19 protein-coding genes, 1 tRNA gene and 1 pseudogene are annotated in these 18073 nt (G+C 57.3%); 11 read left to right on the forward strand and 10 right to left on the reverse strand.

What is annotated here, in order from left to right:
• Window positions 1-57: 57 nt before the first annotated feature.
• The gene (locus NW842_RS07445; RefSeq protein WP_414357522.1) at window positions 58-936 is read right to left on the reverse strand and encodes an isoaspartyl peptidase/L-asparaginase; all 879 of its coding nucleotides are present in this window, start codon (window positions 934-936) and stop codon (window positions 58-60) included.
• Between the two features lie 235 nt (window positions 937-1171).
• On the opposite strand from NW842_RS07445, the gene NW842_RS07450 reads away from it, so the two are divergent.
• Complete coding sequence (locus NW842_RS07450; RefSeq protein WP_414331642.1) at window positions 1172-2776, forward strand: NAD(P)H-quinone oxidoreductase subunit 4; 1605 nt, start codon at window positions 1172-1174, stop codon at window positions 2774-2776.
• A 51-nt stretch (window positions 2777-2827) separates the two neighbouring features.
• Here NW842_RS07450 and NW842_RS07455 read toward each other — a convergent pair whose 3' ends face one another.
• Window positions 2828-3424 carry a Uma2 family endonuclease gene (locus tag NW842_RS07455; protein ID WP_414342389.1) on the reverse strand — a complete coding sequence of 199 codons (597 nt, stop codon included), beginning with the start codon at window positions 3422-3424 and terminating at the stop codon, window positions 2828-2830.
• 65 nt (window positions 3425-3489) lie between these two features.
• A complete protein-coding gene (locus NW842_RS07460) occupies window positions 3490-4236 on the reverse strand; it encodes a rhomboid family intramembrane serine protease (RefSeq protein WP_414342387.1) in 747 nt (248 codons plus the stop codon).
• A gap of 206 nt (window positions 4237-4442) precedes the next feature.
• Here NW842_RS07460 and NW842_RS07465 point away from each other — a divergent pair, with 206 nt between their 5' ends.
• A complete protein-coding gene (locus tag NW842_RS07465) occupies window positions 4443-5117 on the forward strand; it encodes a response regulator transcription factor (RefSeq protein WP_414342386.1) in 675 nt (224 codons plus the stop codon).
• Between the two features lie 148 nt (window positions 5118-5265).
• Here NW842_RS07465 and psb35 read toward each other — a convergent pair whose 3' ends face one another.
• Complete coding sequence (gene psb35, locus NW842_RS07470; protein WP_414374670.1) at window positions 5266-5574, reverse strand: photosystem II assembly protein Psb35; 309 nt, start codon at window positions 5572-5574, stop codon at window positions 5266-5268.
• A 137-nt stretch (window positions 5575-5711) separates the two neighbouring features.
• Window positions 5712-5930: a hypothetical protein gene (locus NW842_RS07475; RefSeq protein ID WP_414374672.1), complete on the reverse strand. Its 219-nt coding sequence runs from the start codon at window positions 5928-5930 to the stop codon at window positions 5712-5714.
• 184 nt (window positions 5931-6114) lie between these two features.
• On the opposite strand from NW842_RS07475, the gene NW842_RS07480 reads away from it, so the two are divergent.
• Window positions 6115-7392 (forward strand): cysteine desulfurase, encoded by a 1278-nt coding sequence (locus tag NW842_RS07480; protein WP_414374674.1) that lies wholly within the window; start codon window positions 6115-6117, stop codon window positions 7390-7392.
• Between the two features lie 12 nt (window positions 7393-7404).
• Window positions 7405-7500, forward strand: a pseudogene (locus NW842_RS07485) (IS5/IS1182 family transposase); the annotation flags it as partial.
• A gap of 85 nt (window positions 7501-7585) precedes the next feature.
• Here the strand turns inward: NW842_RS07485 and NW842_RS07490 are convergent.
• Window positions 7586-9265, reverse strand: coding sequence for a SpoIID/LytB domain-containing protein (locus tag NW842_RS07490; RefSeq protein ID WP_414374676.1), 1680 nt, complete (start codon window positions 9263-9265; stop codon window positions 7586-7588).
• Between the two features lie 89 nt (window positions 9266-9354).
• Between NW842_RS07490 and NW842_RS07495 the strand changes: the two genes are divergently transcribed.
• From NW842_RS07495 to NW842_RS07505, 3 genes are all read left to right on the forward strand, one after another.
• Window positions 9355-9786: a DUF1818 family protein gene (locus NW842_RS07495; protein ID WP_414374678.1), complete on the forward strand. Its 432-nt coding sequence runs from the start codon at window positions 9355-9357 to the stop codon at window positions 9784-9786.
• Between the two features lie 42 nt (window positions 9787-9828).
• Complete coding sequence (locus tag NW842_RS07500; protein ID WP_414374680.1) at window positions 9829-10641, forward strand: FAD binding domain-containing protein; 813 nt, start codon at window positions 9829-9831, stop codon at window positions 10639-10641.
• Window positions 10642-10994: 353 nt separating this feature from the next.
• Window positions 10995-11504, forward strand: a complete 510-nt coding sequence (locus NW842_RS07505) for a type IV pilin protein (RefSeq protein ID WP_414417786.1) — start codon at window positions 10995-10997, stop codon at window positions 11502-11504.
• Window positions 11505-11537: 33 nt separating this feature from the next.
• Here the strand turns inward: NW842_RS07505 and NW842_RS07510 are convergent.
• Window positions 11538-11611: transfer RNA gene (locus NW842_RS07510), tRNA-Arg, on the reverse strand.
• Window positions 11612-11750: 139 nt separating this feature from the next.
• Here NW842_RS07510 and NW842_RS07515 point away from each other — a divergent pair.
• Window positions 11751-13073 carry a dihydroorotase gene (locus NW842_RS07515; RefSeq protein WP_414374683.1) on the forward strand — a complete coding sequence of 441 codons (1323 nt, stop codon included), beginning with the start codon at window positions 11751-11753 and terminating at the stop codon, window positions 13071-13073.
• 106 nt (window positions 13074-13179) lie between these two features.
• On the opposite strand, the gene NW842_RS07520 is transcribed toward NW842_RS07515, so the two are convergent.
• The 3 genes from NW842_RS07520 to NW842_RS07530 form a co-directional block, all read right to left on the reverse strand.
• On the reverse strand, window positions 13180-14451 hold the full coding sequence (locus NW842_RS07520; protein ID WP_414358292.1) for an MDR family MFS transporter: 1272 nt from the start codon (window positions 14449-14451) through the stop codon (window positions 13180-13182).
• Between the two features lie 26 nt (window positions 14452-14477).
• The gene (locus NW842_RS07525; protein WP_414374684.1) at window positions 14478-14702 is read right to left on the reverse strand and encodes a hypothetical protein; all 225 of its coding nucleotides are present in this window, start codon (window positions 14700-14702) and stop codon (window positions 14478-14480) included.
• A 351-nt stretch (window positions 14703-15053) separates the two neighbouring features.
• Window positions 15054-15350, reverse strand: coding sequence for a hypothetical protein (locus tag NW842_RS07530; RefSeq protein ID WP_414348680.1), 297 nt, complete (start codon window positions 15348-15350; stop codon window positions 15054-15056).
• 214 nt (window positions 15351-15564) lie between these two features.
• Between NW842_RS07530 and NW842_RS07535 the strand changes: the two genes are divergently transcribed.
• From NW842_RS07535 to NW842_RS07545, 3 genes are all read left to right on the forward strand, one after another.
• Window positions 15565-15807, forward strand: a complete 243-nt coding sequence (locus NW842_RS07535) for a Ycf34 family protein (RefSeq protein ID WP_414358294.1) — start codon at window positions 15565-15567, stop codon at window positions 15805-15807.
• A gap of 150 nt (window positions 15808-15957) precedes the next feature.
• Window positions 15958-16974: an oxygen-dependent coproporphyrinogen oxidase gene (hemF, locus tag NW842_RS07540; RefSeq protein WP_414417787.1), complete on the forward strand. Its 1017-nt coding sequence runs from the start codon at window positions 15958-15960 to the stop codon at window positions 16972-16974.
• A gap of 39 nt (window positions 16975-17013) precedes the next feature.
• Window positions 17014-17721: an alpha/beta hydrolase gene (locus NW842_RS07545; RefSeq protein ID WP_414374686.1), complete on the forward strand. Its 708-nt coding sequence runs from the start codon at window positions 17014-17016 to the stop codon at window positions 17719-17721.
• The last annotated feature ends 352 nt before the right edge of the window (window positions 17722-18073 follow it).

Consider the following 18073-nt stretch of genomic DNA (forward strand, 5'->3'; position numbering starts at 1 on the left):
TCTTATCCAACCGCCTCAGGCTTGTCCAGGTCTAATCCCGCAAGCCCGGCTAGAAGTTTAGATCGTCAAGCCGATCCCCTGCCCATCGTGATAGGCGGCCAGCAGTAGGTCGGTGGTGGTATCCCAGGCAATCTCCCCCGAGCAGGATAGAGCGATGGCCCCAAAGGAGCGGCGACGTTGGCGGGCCTCTTGAAAAGACTTGGCCATGGCAGCCTTCAGGCTGAGGCCATCTTCCACTCGAATCACAATCCGCGCCGCCAAGCTCTCATCCAAAATATCTTCCCCGACACCAGTACAACTGACCCCCGCCGCCGCACTGGCATAGGTTCCCGCTGGAGTGGCCGAATCGCTTACTCGCCCCACCCGTTCAAACCCCCGCCCGCCGGTGGAGGTGCCGGCACAGATTTGCCCCTGTTGATCCAGCGCCACCGCCCCCACCGTGCCCATGGCCAGAGCAGTGAGAACCCTAGTTGGGGGATGGGTTTGGCGCAACTGCACCCACTCTTGAACCCGCTTGAGAGTGGCCGGGTCATAGACCGGCAACTGCAGCTCCCGCGCCAGCTCTGCTGCCCCTTGTTCGGCCACCACGCGATCCGGGCTTGATTGCAGAGCCTGGGCCATGAGGATGGGATGCTGAACTCGGCTGACGTTGATCACCCCGCTAAAAGACTGGGTGGCCCCGTTCATGAGAGCGGCGCTCATGCGGATTTGCCCATCCGATTGCAAGACCGACCCCGTCCCGGCATTGTAGAGCGGATCATCCTCCAGCAACTGGCAGGCATGCATCACTGCCGCCTCGGCACTCTGCCCAGCCAACAGCAGCTCGTAGGTGCTCTCCACCACCTGCTGCAGGGATCCCCTCACTTTTTCCAGGCTGCTTTCCCCTTCCAGGGCGCTGCCGGCTCCGCCGTGGATGATCAGTTTGGGCTGAGGCATGATGAGATCGGTTACCTTGTGAGAACAGTGGAAGACTATATTTTGATTTTCGGGTACAACATCCACCCATGCATCTGCTCCATCCCAGGGATCCCAACGCAAAGGGAGAGGGAGCCTTAAGATAATCCTGTAGATTTGCTAAGCATAGATACTCAAGGGCGATTCTGGTAAAGGGCTGTCGGATTGCAGCCGGCAGGGATCCCCCTGATGGTATGGCACAAGCGAGGTTACATCCATGGCGCTGCCCAGCTTGCACGAGTTTCCTTGGCTGACCACGGTCATCGCTTACCCTGTGTTGGCCGCCCTATTTATTCCCCTGATCCCAGCACCGGCTGGGGATCCCAGTACCCGCGCCTACGCACAAAAGTTGGCCGAGCGGATCCGCTGGTTTGCTTTGTTCATTGCGGTCACGGATCTGCTGATTCTGCTGGCCGGCTTCTATGTCGGCTACGATCCCGGCCAGACAGGTTTGCAACTGCTGGAGCGCTACACCTGGGTACCCCAAGTGGGCTTGAGTTGGTCGGTGGGGGCTGATGGCCTCTCCATGCCCCTGATCCTGCTCACGGCGTTTATCACTACCCTAGCTATCTTGGCCGCTTGGCCGGTCACCCTCAAACCTCGCCTCTTCTACTTTTTGATGCTGGCCATGTATGGCGGGCAGATCGGGGTGTTTGCCGTGCAGGACATGTTGCTGTTTTTCCTGATGTGGGAATTGGAGCTGATCCCGGTGTACTTGCTCCTCTCCATTTGGGGTGGGGCAAACCGCCTCTATGCGGCCACCAAGTTCATCCTCTACACGGCCCTCAGCTCCCTGTTTATCTTGGTGGCAGGTCTGGCTATGGCCTTCTACGGGGATCCCATCAGCTTTGACATGACGGATCTGGCCCACAAGACCTATCCGCTCACCTTCCAACTGCTGATGTATGGGGCCTTCCTCATTGCCTATGGGGTGAAGCTGCCCATTTTCCCCTTGCACACTTGGCTGCCCGATGCCCACGGCGAGGCCACTGCGCCGGTGCACATGTTGCTGGCCGGGATCCTGCTCAAGATGGGGGGCTATGCCCTGATGCGCATGAATGCGGGTATGCTGCCGGATGCTCATCTTTACTTTGCGCCGGTGCTGATCGTGCTGGGGGTGGTGAACATCATCTTTGCCGCCCTCACCTCTTTTGCCCAGCGCAACCTGAAACGGAAGATCGCCTACTCTTCCATCAGCCACATGGGCTTCGTGCTCATCGGTATCGGATCCCTGACGGAGATCGGCATGAGCGGCGCCATGCTGCAGATGATCTCCCACGGGCTGATCGGGGCCAGCCTGTTCTTTTTGGTGGGGGCCACCTACGACCGCACCCATACGCTGGAGCTGGAGGAAATGGGCGGCGTTGGCCTGAAGATGCCCAAGATCTTCTCCATGTTCACCGCCTGCTCCCTGGCTTCGCTAGCCCTACCCGGCATGAGCGGCTTTGTGGCCGAGATCATGGTGTTTATCGGCATGGCCACCACCGATGCCTACTCTCTCCCCTTCCGGTTGGTGGTGGTTTTCCTGGCAGCAGTTGGGGTGATCCTGACCCCCATCTACCTGCTGTCGATGTTGCGGCAGATTTTCTTTGGCCCAGAGAACAAAGAGCTCACCGAACACGAAGAATTGGTAGATGCTGAGCCACGCGAGGTGTTCATCATCGCCTGCCTGTTGATCCCCATCATCGGCATTGGGCTCTACCCCAAGCTGGTGACCAGCCTCTACGACCAATCCACCAACGCCTTGGTGGCGCTGCTGCGGCAGGAGCTACCTCAAACTGGTGAGACGGTTGCCCAAGCTCCTGCCCTCTACAACAACTGAATGTTGAATTTGAATTGAGAATTGAGGGATGGAAGGAGATCCACTCTTTTTCTATCCCGCATTGGACTTGTGGCTCTCGCCAGCTTGAACTTGCATCCAGCCGAACAAAGTTGCGATTGTCAGTTGGATCCCTTGGGCAAACGCAGGAGTGGGGATCACCTCTTGGGGATCCTCATGCACCGTCGGCTGCTGCCCGGCAGGGTAGGCGAAAACAACCCTTTCTTCGGGATCCACCACCCATCCCATTTGGCAGCCGTGGGCCAAACCGATCAGGATTTTTTTGACCAGCTTCATTTGATTTTGATTGGGAGAGAGAATCTCGATCATCCAATCAGGGCAAAAGGGGATGAGATTTTGAATGGTGCCATCTTCATCCACAGGGATCCGATCCCAGGCGATTACAGAAATATCCGGTACAATCGCATATCCGGCGAAGGTGCAGCGCAGCTCTGGAAATGCCATTCCCAGTTGAGAAGGCTCCAACATCTCGTTAATGAAGCTACCCAGTTTTAGTTGGAGACGGCTATGTTTTCCCTGTGGCATGGGCTTCTGGATAATTTCTCCTTTGATGAACTCGCTGGCGGGCTGAGTTTCCGGCTGTTGGAGAAAGTCTTCCAGAGTTAGAGGCTTGGCAGATAGACTGACCATGGCTTTCTCCCATCACGCTGCTATCCGATTAACAATAGACTGAGAAAGTATCAAAGCTGATCAAATCAAAACAGATCCCTGTCACGTTGTTGCCAAGTCATTTGGCGGTCATAAGGGCTTTTGCCGGAAAACAACCCCATCAGCGGCCCCAAAATGGCCCCAAACACAAAACCGCCCGCATGGGCCCAGTAAGCAATTCCCCCACCCTGCATACCGATATTGGTAGGCGTCTGTAGGCTGGCAATGCCGTAGAAAGCTTGCTGGATGAACCAAAAGCCTAGGAACACCCAAGCCGGAACGTAGAGGGTTGTGATGAAAATACCCAAGGGCACCAGGGTCAGAATCTCGGCCCGTGGAAAACGCAAAATATAGGCTCCCAATACGCCAGCAATAGCGCCGCTTGCCCCCAGTGAAGGAATGGGGGATCCCATATCGAAAAACCACTGCGTTAATGCAGCCAAAGCTCCGCAAGTCAGGTAGAAGATGAGGTAGCGCACATGGCCCAAGCGATCCTCAACGTTGTTGCCGAAAACCCACAAAAAAAGCATGTTCCCGCCAATGTGGAGAAAACCCCCATGCAGAAATTGTGAGGTGAATAGGGTTACCCATTCTGGACGCGACGAAGAGGTGATCTCCCCTCGAAAACTGGCCGTCAACTCTATCGGTACCACTGCCCACTCCCGGAAAAAAGCTGCCAGCTCTTGTGGCGACAGGGTTAGCTGGTACAGAAAAATTAAGATGTTAACGATCACCAGGGCATAAGTGACATAGGCTGTGCGGGTGGTTGGGTTGCGATCTTGCAGGGGTACCACAGTTAAGATCCAGTCGACGTCACCCTCTAGCCTAACCTGTCCTTTCCCACCCCCCAGGCTCACCTCTAAGCCCCTACCTGAGGCTACACTGGGGTAGTCGGCTGGGAGCTATGCTTGCAGACGGATCCCTTACCGACGAACGCATCTCGGCCAAGCTCGCTCGGCAGAGAATGGACTACAAGATAAGGATTTAGAGGAGTGGATTGATGCCCGAGGTTGAAAGCGCCACTGCCCCGCTCAAGTTTTTGATCGTCGAAGATCATCCAGAGGTGGCCCAGAACAACTGTGAGTGGCTGCAACGGATTGCAGCCGATGCTCAGTGCATTACGGTCACCAACCCTATGGACGCCATCCTGCGCTTGCAGCGGGAACAACCGGACTTGGTTGTAGCCGATCTGCTCTACGGTCAAACCAGCGGGGAGCAGTCTGCCGAGCCTGGCCTAGAGTTCCTGCGTCATATCTTTGAGAACTACCCCACCCTAAATGTGATGGCCTATTCCAGCGAGCCGCTGCTGCTAACTCCATTGGTGGGCCTGATCAGCAAACACCAGGGTGGGTTTGCCGCGGTCAACAAAATGGAACGGCGCACCGTGTTTCTGGAGGGGGCCAAAAGCGCCCTGAATGGAGAATTGCGCATGCCGCGGGAGTTGCGCGGTCTTACGAAGCTGACGGAACGAGAAATTGAGGTCTTGAATTTGCTCTGCAAAGAAGCCCTCACCGACCAAGCCATTGCCGATCGCATTCACACCAGCAAGAAGACCGTACAAAACTGTATCCAAAGGCTCAAAGAAAAGCTAGATATTTTCGGCTCTGAGGATGAGATCAACGCCCGCGTTGCCATGTGCATGACAGCTGTTCAGAAAAAGATTATCCAGTGGTAAAGGCTGAAGGCCAGCAGTGACTTGCATCTGCGGCCAGCTCCAGCTTGGGGTACTGGCAAAGGCTTAGTCAAAGCCAGAAGAAGAGAGGCGGAGCTCTCCGGCTGCCATTTTCCAATTCTTCCAGCCATCAGACAGCTTTCAACTGGGATCAGCGGATCCCCAGTGCAGAGGCAAACACGCTGTGGCCCACTATGGCCTCTACCACAACACTGATGGCAAACCCCAGCATGGCCAGCCGTCCGTTCCATCGCTCCGCCTTCTCCGTCCAGCCAATCTCCCACTCCGGCGGGGTATCGCCATCTTGACCGTACTGCGGCACATACCGCGGGCGACTGGCACTCTCCCAACCGGCAGGGCGCTTGGAGTTGAAGAAAGCCATCGAACCAATCACAACAGCAGCCACCAACCCGGCCACCATTACGGCAATGTAGGGGAGGAAGGGATTGTCAAGCATCATTGGATTGTCAAGATAGGGATTGAAGGATGAAAAAGCTCCCAAAAAGGGTAGAGCTGTAACATCTCAAAGCCGAAGAGAAAGTCTGTGAGATGCCCGATGTGGCTCTACCGAAAAGTTCTTTGACAGATTATTGCAGGTTATTGCAGACCTAGCCACTGGGCGAGAGTGCTGGCAAAAACACTGTGGCCCAACGCCGCTTCCGTAGCGATGCTGATCACCAAGCCCAACATGGCCAAGCGTCCATTCCAACGCTCTGCTTGCTCCGTCCAGCCCGGAATCCAGTCGTTGGTGGTGTCGTAGTACTGGGCAACAGAAGCGGAGTCCAAGCGAGAAGGGATCCTGGGAGAAGATTGCATTGTCAATACCTCATATCGATTGCTGTAACTAATCTTAACATCAGGTTACATTTTGTGACAAGTTTCGCTTTCAGGTCAGGGCGGAAGGGATCCCTGGCCGTTGCAACGGTTTGGGCAGAGGGGTTGGCCGAGGGCTGGCCGGAAGCAATGTCATACTGAGGGAAGCAGGCCTTTTGCGCAGACTATGGCGGTATCCCCCCTTTCTTCTTTCAAGCTTGATCATTCTTTCGACCTGGCTGCCCAGGTGCGGTCAGATTTTCCGATTTTGCAGCGCCAGATCAACGGCCACCCGCTGATCTACTTTGACAACGCTGCCACTTCTCAAAAGCCACTGGCAGTCCTGCAGGCGATGGATCATTACTATCGACACTGCAATGCCAACGTGCATCGCGGGGTGCATACGCTGAGCAACGAAGCCACAGATGCCTATGAGGGGGCGCGGGAAAAGATCGCTCGTTTTGTGAACGCGCCTTCTCCTCAGGAGATCATTTACACCCGCAATGCCAGCGAAGCCATCAATCTGGTGGCCTACAGTTGGGGCTTGAGCCATCTGGAGCGGGGGGATGAGATCGTCCTCTCGGTGATGGAGCATCACAGCAACCTGATCCCGTGGCAATGGGTGGCCCAAAGGACGGGAGCCCACCTCAAGTTCATCCAGATCACGCCAGAGGGAGAGCTGGATCTGGAGCACTACCGGTCTTTGCTCAGCGACCGCACCCGCTTGGTGGCGGTAACCCAGGTCTCCAACATGCTGGGATCCATCAATCCCGTCCAGGAGATGACTGAGCTGGCCCATCGCTACGGGGCCAAGGTTCTGCTGGATGCTTGCCAGAGCGTGCCCCACATGCCTGTGGATGTCCAGGCGCTGAATTGCGATTGGCTGGCCTTTTCGGGGCACAAGATGTGTGGCCCGACGGGGATCGGCGTCCTCTACGGCAGGCGGGAGCTGCTGCGAGCGATGCCTCCCTTTTTGGGCGGGGGAGAGATGATCGCCGATGTGTACTGGGATCACGCCACCTATGCGGATATCCCCCACAAATTTGAAGCCGGTACGCCGGCGATTGCCCAGGCGGTGGGGTTAGGGGCAGCCGTAGATTACTTGAGCCAGATCGGTCTGGAGCGGGTTCATGCCCACGAACAAAGGTTGATTGCCCACCTGTTGGACGGGATCCAGCGCATAGCGGGTATTAGGGTTTATGGCCCCAAGGATCCGGCGCGACGGGCAGGGCTGGTCAGCTTTTCGGTGGAGGCCGTCCATCCTCACGACCTGTCTACCTTGCTGGATGAGCAGGGCATTGCCGTTCGAGCAGGGCACCACTGCACTCAGCCTCTCCATTGCTATTTGGGAGTACAGTCCACTGCCCGAGCCAGTGTTTACCTGTACAACACCTTGGCGGAGGTGGATCGCTTTTTGGACGTGTTGGCAGAAGCGGTGGAGTTCTTCAGCGTTGCCCTAAGCTAGGTCGTGTTGATCTTAAAGCAGTACCGACATCTATTTTCTCGTTTTGACAAATTGGCAAGAAACTTCTTGAGTTTTCTCTATCTCGTCAGTGCTCTCTTTTGGCTCAAATATAAAGATCAACACAACCTTGCATTCCTCCCGACCCTCGCCCTGTGGGCAGAGGGCAGGGCTCCTGTGGCTTCTAGCTGAATCTCTAGCGGACGGAGTAGGCTGCTGAGACGGCAGGCAACTGCAGGGAGAGGGATCCCAGCGGGGCCAAGGTGGTGCCGGGGTAGTAAAAAGCGAGGATTTGCGCCGCGTTAAACCCCTGCCGAGCCAGGGTATAGGAGCCGTACTGGCTCAAGCCCACCCCATGGCCGAAGCCGCCGCCGATAAAGCGATAGCCCGCCAATCGCTCCCCTTGTTTGAGAGGCTCTATCCGAAACAGGGTGCTGTACAGGCGGGGAAAAGCCAAGCGCACCTGATCTTTGCGCAAAAGAATGGAGTGGATCCCTTCTGCCGTCTGCAAGTCCAATTGCATCGCCTGCACCCGGCCACTGGCGGAGCGCTCCAGGATCTGCATTCCCGCGATGCTGCTCCAAGTGGGCATGGGGATCCCCAGGTAGTCTTGGCCGGCGCGCAACTGGGTGTTCAGCTCCTCCAGAGATAGGGAGAACTCCCAGCGGAATAGGCGGGATACCCCTGCTTCGTTGAAGCCCTCTCGTTGGGCCAAAAACGCCTGGAAGCTGCTCTCCTGCCGCAAATCCAAGGGCTTACCCGGTTGATGGGCAATATCCGCTTGCCGGCGCAGGTAGGGGCGCGGATCCCCGTCCCAAACATCTTCAAAGGCCGCCGAGATGCCGCCATTGGTAGAGGAATAGACAGCATCCACCAGCTCGCCATTGTAGGTGAGCACCAGGCCACTGGTTTGGCGAATGGCTTCGTCTGCCCGTGGGTGAGTTCCGGTCAACCCCTTGTAAACCTGGCAATGGGTATTGGCGCAGAGCTGATAATCGTCAACCTGAAAGCGGTGGAGGTTCTTGAGGGCGTAGGTGCGCGCCAAAATCGCCTGGGCGGCCATCGCGGCAAAAGGGGCCCCTGGCCCCACCTCGTGGGGAACTACCCCCCGCAAATAGGTTTCCAGAGGCACGGCATTGACCACAGTGTAGCTGCCGTAGGCATTGGGCTGAAAGGTGATGGATCCGGCATAGTAGTGGTCGTTCACCCGTAGATAGCCGGCATCAGAGGTCACCCTGAGGCGGGTGCGGTGGTAGCGAAAGTGTTCATGGATCCAGCTCAGCTCCGCCCGTTCTCGCCGCTCCTGCACCTCGAGCCGCACATGGGGGATCCCTTCTTTCTGGGCATACTGCTGAATCTGGGCCAGTTGTTGCGGGGTGTAGGCGCGGCTGGCCCACACCTGCCATTCTTGCGGCTGGGCGATCTCGGTGCTGATGCCCAGAGACTGCCAATGGTTGGCATTGGCCTCGGCACTCTCAAAGCTTTTGTGGCTGCTGAGAATTAGACGATATACGGTTTCCGGGGAGGTCAGGGCGCGATTGACAATGCCAATGCTGACCCGAGGCGTTCGCTGCGTTTGGGTGCTGCCGTCTGCTTGGGCAAATTCCAGGGTGAGAAGGGATCCCGTCGGCGCTGCCAGCTCCACCTGATCCGTCTCAGAACGGCCAAAGCGTTGCACAATGCCTATGTGCAGGATTGGGTTTTCGGGGGTGGCCGCCGTGGCAAAGGTCTCTTCGCCAACGCCGGTCGCGTCGGCGGCATGGAGCGCCAAGGCCGTCAGCAACAGGCCCAAGCCGGAAATGAGGGTGCTCTGCTTGCAGGACGAAGTCCTTGAAAACCGGCGAGGTTTGGCAGTGGGAGGCTGACAACTGGCCATGGCCGCTTTATCCTAAAACACACCCTGTCGATTTTACCCGCATCTTTTCTGGCCCACCTGCAGTGGTCGCGTTAGCGGTGCGGAGCACCATGGATGCTTTTCCTCGCATGTCTGTTCCCGACGACGGGTTCCCAATCGCCACGGCGGGACGCCGCCCCTCTTTGCACAAGGGATCCGGCTGGCGGCTGGGCTGGGATCCCACCCGTTCCCCTTTTGTTGCGCTGGTGGGGGGAGAAACCTGGGCGCTGGAGCTCACTCAGGAGGAGTGGCAAGCGTTTGTGCAGGGGGTGCAGCGCCTGCAGCAGGATATGGAGGCCATCGCCTCCCAACTGATGGCGGAGGAGAGCATTACGCTGGAGCAGACTTTCCCTGCTTTGACCCTGATAGCCAGCGGCAGCGCCACTGCCTGGGGCCTCTACGTGCAATTGCATCAAGGCCGGCGCGGAGAAGGTTTTTGGCCTGCTGATGTTGTCCCTGAGCTATGCCAGGCCCTCGCCCAATGCTTTCAGGAAGCTCTCTAGCCCCCTGAAGCCTGCAGTCTGGATCCCTGCCTGAGAGAACCCATGGATCTGCACCATCTGCACACTTACATTCGTCCCCGACAGCTTGAGGACTTGACCGCATGGGATCCCGGCTGGAACTGGCTGGCCGGGGGGACTTGGCTCTTCTCACAGCCGCAACCCCACCTGCGGGGACTGGTCGATTTGCATCCTCTGGACTGGAACGAGCTGGAAATCAGCGCAGAAGGGCTAAAACTGGGGGCAACCTGTACCTTCCAGCAACTGCTGCAATACCCTTGGCCACCCCATTGGCCAGGGATCCGCGCCCTGTGCGAGGGAATGGCGTCTTTGGCCTCTTTTAAGGTGGCCCACTTGGCAACGATAGGGGGAAATCTCTGCCTGGCCCTGAGTGTCGGTGTCGTAGCGCCCGTGTTGATCGCCCTTGAGGCCACCTACACGCTGATCGATCTGCAGGGATCCCTGCGCCACATCCCCGCTCAGGACTTTCAAATCGGCCCCCAACAAACTCTGCTGCAGCCGGGCGAAGCCTTGCGATCCATCTGGATCCCGGCCCAACGGCTGCGCGGCCCCAGCACCTTTCAGCGGCTCGGCATCACCCAAACGGATCCCGCCCTGGTGATCGTTGCCGGATCGCGCGATCCCGACTCAGGCAACTATCGCTTCGGGCTCAATGCCGCCCTTTCGCCCCCACAACTGATCCAGATGGGATCCCGGCCCGATCCAGAACATCTTCCCCAACTTTTGGCAGAGCAAGCCCACGGCTGGATCGCGGATTTTCGGGCCAGCGCCCTTTACCGCCAACGCATGAGCGAGGTATTGATTCGCCGCTGTCTGGCAATCTTGCTCCGAGAGTAAGCCTGACCTCCCTGACCAAATGAGAGAGGATAAATTCATCTGCTGAGCTCCCAAAAACGAATGACCCATGAGAGTCCGCGGCGGCAGCAAGTGCCACCCCACAGACAACCGCGAAAATAGTTCACAGTGAACCCAGCTTTATCTGAGCTTAAAACTTGAGGCCAGTTTATAAAAAACTTACCCACAGTTGATAGCCAGTGAGGTTTTGGATTCAGGAGTTCGCGTGATTTGACAGGGAAAGTTTTGGGTCTGCGAAGGGTAACCTGAGACCAAGAAAAGGCTTGAATACCAGGGCAAGATCCTTCGGGTTTAGCCGGGTGCCTGATTTCTCCCAAAGTGGGGCTGAGGCTGTCATGAATCGGTTTTCCCTTCATGAAGTCTATCTCAGGAGAATCCTTTTCCGTCTGGCCACTGCGGCTCCTCGTGGCATGACATTGATCGAGTTGCTGGTGGTCATCGTGATTGTCGGTACTCTCTGCGCGGTGGCCATTCCCAACCTGCTCAACCACATTCGCCGCTCCAGAGTTGCTGAAGCCCAAACAGCTTTGGCGACCATTGGCCGCGCTTCAGAAATCTTCCGCATGGATTTTACGGTTTATCCTTCCAGCTACGCCGATATTCAATTCGGAGGGATCCACGGGGATCGTTATCTGCAAGATCCCTGGCAAGCCCCCAACTATCGTCTCCCCGAAGTTGTTCCTCCCACACCTGGCCCAAGCGGCATTCGTTGGATGACTGAGTCTTACACCTACACAACTGCTGGTGGGGATCCCCTGCGCTGTGACATTGGCCTCGGGGATCGCCAGCAAGAGGTTCTGGTCTCTGGCTACGACCTGCACAACTCCTGCAACCTTTATCATTGACTTGCCTGGGCGAGATTTGGTGGCTTGAGGAGACGGGACTGGGCGGACTTGAACCGCCGACCTAGCGCTTAGGAGGCGCTTGCTCTATCCATCTGAGCTACAGCCCCTTGTCGGACATCCTACCGATCTTAGCCCCCATCCCAGATTACAGCCCTTTTGCAGATGAAGTGGTGCTCAGCCAATTCTTAACGCGCTCCGACTGGGGTTGGTGTTATTCTGAGAGCGCCTTTGAGGGAGGGCGGAGCTTTGTCTGGCGATTTGCTGATCCGAAATGCTGAGCTGCTGGTGCCGGAAGGGGATCCCTGGCGGGGAGATGTGCTGGTGCGGGAGGGGCGCATTGCCCAAATCGGCCCAAACCTCTCGCCAGAAGGGGTGGCAAGGATCATTGACGCTGAGGGCCATACCCTGATGCCGGGGGTTATCGATCCCCAAGTTCACTTTCGCGAGCCTGGCCGCGAGCACAAAGAAGACCTGCAGACGGGATCCTGGGCCTGTGCCCGGGGCGGGGTGACCAGCTTTTTGGAGATGCCCAACACCGACCCCCTGACGATTGACCAAGCGACGCTGGATGACAAGCTGGCCCGTGCGGCCAGCAAGTGTGTAGTCAATTACGGCTTTTTTATCGGGGCCACTGCCGATAACCTAAAAGAGCTGCAAACGGTGCAGGGAGCCTGTGGCATCAAAATCTTCATGGGATCCATGCATGGCCCCCTCTTGGTGGATGATCAGGCGGCGCTAGAACGGATTTTCGGGGAAACGGATCCCAACTTTTTAATTGCCGTCCATGCCGAAGATTTGTCTCGCATCACAGCTCGTAAGGCCCTGTTTGCCGGACGCACAGACGTAGCTGTTCACTCGCAAATTCAGGACGAGGAATCGGCCCTGATCGCCTCACGGCGGGCTTTGGACTTGGCCACCCGCTACCGCCATCGCCTACACATTTTGCACCTTTCCACCGGTCTAGAGGTCGAGCTGCTGCGCCAGCACAAGCCAGCTTGGGTGACGGCAGAGGTGACCCCCCAACACCTACTGCTCAGCACCGCCGATTACGCTCGTCTGGGATCCCTGGCCCAGATGAACCCCCCCCTGCGGGATCCCGCTAACCTGGCCCAACTGTGGCAGGGGCTGCACGACGGGATCCTGGATTGCATTGCCACCGACCATGCCCCTCATACTTTGGAAGAAAAGGCTCAGCCCTATCCCCACTCCCCTTCCGGTATGCCCGGCGTGGAAACCGCTTTGCCTCTGATGTTGACGGCAGCCCAGCAGGGGCGTTGTACGCTGGCGCAGGTGGTGCGGTGGATGTGTGAGGCGCCGGCCCGCCTCTACGGGATCCCTAACAAAGGACGACTGCAAGTGGGCTACGATGCTGACTTGGTGTTGGTGGATCGCCATACCCCCAAGCCGGTGCGGCGAGAAGAACTGTTGACCAAATGCCGCTGGAGCCCCTTTGAAGGGTGGGAGCTGGTAGGCTGGCCACTGCTAACCCTCGTGGGCGGGCAGATCGCCTTTCAAAATGGCCGTGTGGATCCCTCGGTGCGGGGAAAGGCCCTGCAATTTCAGCGCTAGCCAGGGATCCCTGGCGTTCTATCTATTCCATCTAAAAGTCATCATCCATACCCTGGCAAACTGTTGGCCAAGATTGGGATCCCGAGATCTGTCTCCTTTCTAGGCTCTAGCGTTCCGCATCACCGAGGGGAGCGGGCTCCATCACCAGAGGCGCTGCGGTTCTATTCACCTTGCAGGGCAGAATGCGGTTTAGAAAGCCGAGGATCCCCCAAACCCAACTGACGGTGATCACCCAAAAGATCCACAGCCCGCTTGCCCACGGTTGCGGCAAGTCCAAGGCCATCCCCCCAATCATCGGGCCAAGGGCAAACCCCGCCGACCAACAAAGAGAGTTGACCGACAGATACACTCCCCGCAAGTGATCCGGTGCCAAATCCGCCACCAAAGCAGAGGCAGAGGGGTTGTAGCTCACCAACGCCAAAGAGAGCACCGCCAGCGCCAAGACTGCCACCACCGACCCCAATCCCGCCGCCAGACCGCTAAGCCAAACCAAGAGAAATCCTACCCCCCACATCAGGGCGGATCCCTGCAACCCTTGAATGCGCGTCCGGCGATTCAGCCAACGGGCCACCGGCATCTGCAGCAGAGCAACCAAGGCCCCATGTAAGGCAAACAAAATGCCGATTTGCACCTCTGGGATCCCTACCCCATTGCGGAAGTAGAGGGGCATGCTGCTGCTGAGCTGAGCGACATAGGTGGTGAACAGGATATTCGACAGGCCAAACACCAAGAGGGAGCGATCCCTGAGAGCGGTTTTCCAACCTGCCAACACCGGCTCTGCTGCCGGACAAGTCGCCCGAGTTTCCCGGATAAAAAACCAAAGCACCGCCAGAAAGATCAGAAAAGTGACACCATCGATCACAAACAAGAGCCGATAGGCCCCCGTCAGAGCCACCAGCGTGCTGGCCATAGCCACCCCAAGGCTGAGGCCCAAGTTGTCCCCCAGACGGTTGAGGGCGTAGGCTTCGTTGCGCTGCTCGCGGGTGGTTAGATCCGCTACAATCGCTTCTGCAGGCGGCCAGTACAACCCCTGCCCCAAACCTGCAGCCACATTGGCCAGAGCAAAACTCCAGAAGTTATGGGAGAGCGCAAACCCAAACGACCCCAAGCTGGAAATGGCCAGGGAGAGGATCAAAGTGGAGCGGCGCCCCCAAGCTCCATCGGCCATCGAGCCGCCCAGGATGCGGCCAAACACCCCGGCAAAAGCCATAATGCCCAGCCCCAAGCCCACTTGGGTGGCGGTCAGCCCTACCTGATTGACAAAAAAGAGGGTGGCATAAAACAGGGTAAAGCCGGTTCCGGTTTGGGAAAGCAGCCGACCGACAAAGATTAGCCAAACCTGAAAACTGAGCTTCGGCCACCAAGAAGGGATCCGCATGTTGGGTGCAGTGGGGGAGGGCCTACCTAGCCTACGGGATCCCGTTCACCGACGCCAGGGCAAGAACCCTGCTCCGACTCTGACAGGTAAGCTGAAAATCTGCCAAGCCAAGCCTGATGTTCGTTACCGGAAGGCTCTTCACCCAGCGAACCAGCAGACAGGGCAACCCATTCCCCCAACTCCAGATATTCGCTCAACAGCCGCGCCAACTTATAAACTCGATAATCGAGCTGCACCAAGCTACTTTTCATCTGCCCCAAAACACCCAGTCCTCTTCTAAGCCGACTCAACGCTTTTCCCAAAACTTGCTGAGCAGGAAGCCAGTCCCTGCCTCGCCACAGCCGAGCCGTAGCTCCCTTTTGCCCACAACAGGGTGCCTGTAGCTCAGCCGCAGACCTGGACAAGGCTGGAAAAAGCTGTGCCTTACAGTCCTAACATTAACAATCGTAAAACAATTGCAAATAAAAAGTCATCCACCTGCTTGCCTTGCAGGAGCCAACCCAAGCGCTAGACCAAGAGAGCCGCGGTTTTTTTCAAGTCAGCACGGGTGTCTTTGGGGCAAGGGATCCATCCGACAAGCGCCAACCGACTGCCAGTTGCTTCTAGCTGACGGCCACGGGCGACTTAGCCGCAGCAGCAGCGCGATTTTCCTCTTCCTCAGGGGGGACAACGGCAAACTCGATGTGGTTGAGCAGGGTGGTCACGAAGGCGAAGAGCAGGAAAGGCAGAGAAATCACCAAAATCAGGGCAATGGTGAGAAAAGCGTAGAGGGGGCTATTCATCAGGGAGAGGGCAGCGGCCAAGCTGGCAAAGATGACAATCAGCCAAATGATGATCTGGCCGTAGATATCTCCAAAGGAGAGGGTACAGGTGAAGCGGTAGCGGGTGTGAGTGTTCATGGCAGTTCCTCTGGATAGCCTGGATGGTTTGATCCTAAGGGCAGATCAAGCCTCAGCCTGAGAAATATGTCGAGATTTTAGACGAGAGACGAGAAGATGCCTCTCTTTGCTAAGAAATATCTCAAGAATCGGCTGAGAAAGAGGGGATCCCCTGTCTGGAAAGGGGCAGGATGCTACCCTCGAGATTGGGAACCGTCTCTTGCAGGCAGCAGCCATGTGTATTTGTATTCACTGCTACTACGTAGACCGCTGTACCACCTACCACGCCGTGGAAGCGCAGCATCAGCAGCCTCATCTCACGTTGACGCCGGATTTTGAGCCGCAAGGCCCCCAGATCAATGTCAATATCCGCAACGGTGGCACCGAGATGGAATGGGATGTGGTGGGCTGCCAGAGCTTTCGCGAGGAACGGAACAAGTGGGCGCGGCTCCGTCCCTACGAGGTGGTTCCCACGTGAGATCCTAAAACGGCCTGGATTTTACAGAAAGTTTCTTGCCCGGCCAGGTTAGAACTCTTTGGTTCGGTTCTCCCAGCCTGGGAGGGTTTATCTGGGCGGGGGATGTTTTTGGCGAGTTTCGAGAGATTAGATTCGAGAGATTAGAAGACTATGGTGCTGGCCTCAAGCCCTACAGCGCTGCCAGTGGATGCCCGTCAACAGGTGAGCCAATTCATGCAGCGCCTACAAGATGACATCTGTGCCCGTCTGGAGGCCCTGGACGGAAAAGCCAAGTTTCGGGAAGACCGTTGGGAACGCCCTGGAGGAGGGGGCGGGCGCTCGCGGGTCATTCAGCAGGGAGACGTGTTTGAGCAGGGGGGAGTCAATTTTTCCGAGGTGTTCGGATCCCATCTGCCCCCTTCGATTCTGAAACAGCGTCCAGAAGCGGCAGGGCATCCTTTCTACGCCACAGGCACCTCTATGGTGTTGCATCCTCGCAACCCCTATGTGCCGACGGTACACCTGAACTATCGCTATTTTGAGGCGGGGCCGGTTTGGTGGTTTGGGGGCGGGATGGATCTCACCCCCTATTACCTGTTTGAGGAGGATGCGGCCCATTTTCACCGCACCCTCAAGGCAGCCTGTGACCGCTTGGATCCCGTCTACTACCCAGTTTTCAAGATCTGGTGCGATCGCTACTTTTTCCTACCTCATCGCGGCGAGGCGCGCGGCGTTGGCGGCATTTTCTTCGACTATCAGGATGAACGCCCTGGGCTGCTCTATCGGCCTGAAGGCCAGGCGGAAGGGGATCCCGAACAACTGGCTTCTGAGCCACCATCGTTACAGGTGCGGGTGGGATCCCGCAGTTGGGAATATCTTTTCCAGTTGGTGCAAGCCTGTGGCGAAGCCTTCTTGCCGGCCTATGTGCCGATTGTGGAGCGGCGGCAGGGGATGGAATGGGGAGAGCGAGAACGGCAATTCCAGCTCTATCGTCGCGGGCGTTACGTGGAGTTTAACCTGGTCTACGACCGGGGCACGATCTTCGGGCTACAGACCCAAGGCCGCACCGAATCGATCTTGATGTCTTTGCCCCCCTTGGTGCGCTGGGAATATGGCTACGAGCCGCAACCGGACACGTGGGAAGCCAAGCTCCATCAGGTGCTTCGCCAGCCCCAGGATTGGGCGTAGGCCGGCCATACCTTGTCTCCGCCTTTGAGGATCCGCTGCGTGCCTTCTTCTTTGCCCCTCACCTACCGCTTTCAGCCGCCTCGACAGGTCGGCTTGGGATCCGCACCTGTGTTGGTGATGCTGCACGGGATCGGCAGCCACGAGGGGGATTTGTTCCAGTTGGCCCCCTATCTGGATCCCCGGTTGGCGGTGATTAGCTTGAGAGCCCCTATTCCTTGGAGTGTGGGCGGGAGTGTGGGCGGGTTTGCCTGGTTTGAAATGGCCTGGACGCCAGAAGGGCTGGTGGGGGATCCCCAGCAAGCGCGCAATAGCCTCAAGCTCCTGAGCCGCTTTCTGGAACAGGCGCTGCCCAATGGGATCCCGGATATTGCCTTGGATCCCAGGCAGGTGTATTTGCTGGGGTTTAGCCAGGGGGCGATCATGAGCCTGTACTTGGCTCTGACCCAGCCGGAGAAGCTGGCGGGGGTGGTGGCAATGAGTGGGCGCCTATCTCCAGAGATCCTGGCCGAGGCGGTGGAGCCGGAGCGGATGAAACACCTGGCCATCCTGGTGGTTCATGGCACTGCTGATGCTGTTTTGCCGATTGCTTTTGGCCGCCAGATCAGGGATTATTTTGCCCCGCTGCCACTGAACTTCACCTATCGCGAGTACGAGATGGGCCATGAAGTTTCCCCGGAGAGTCTGCGCGATATTCAGGTGTGGTTGCAAAATCTATTGGATAGAAGAAATTTGGAAATGAAACCCTAAAGAAGTCTGACTGAAATTGGGATGACTCTAATTCAGGTGTTGGGCAAGGCTTCGCAGCGCTTGGCGAGATCCTCAATAACCTCAATAGCGCAGGCCCGGTTCTCGCCACCTTTAGGGCTTTGAGGGCAAGTGGTAGGGATCCGTGTCCTACTCGGTTTTCCGGCTCTCCTTCGGATTCGGATGCCAGGATATTAGTTGTTTCAGGTTAGGGTGAGCGCCTGGGTTACATTGCTCCGCAACACTGACGCGACCAGCGTTTTAGGTGTGGGTGCGGTGTCCTAGGTTGTGTTGATCTTTCATTTGAGCCAAAAGAGAGCACTGACGAGATAGAGAAAACTCAAGAAGTTCCTGG

Origin of the sequence: Synechococcus sp. R55.4 (assembly GCF_047461935.1) — a bacterium.
Lineage (GTDB): Bacteria > Cyanobacteriota > Cyanobacteriia > Thermostichales > Thermostichaceae > Thermostichus.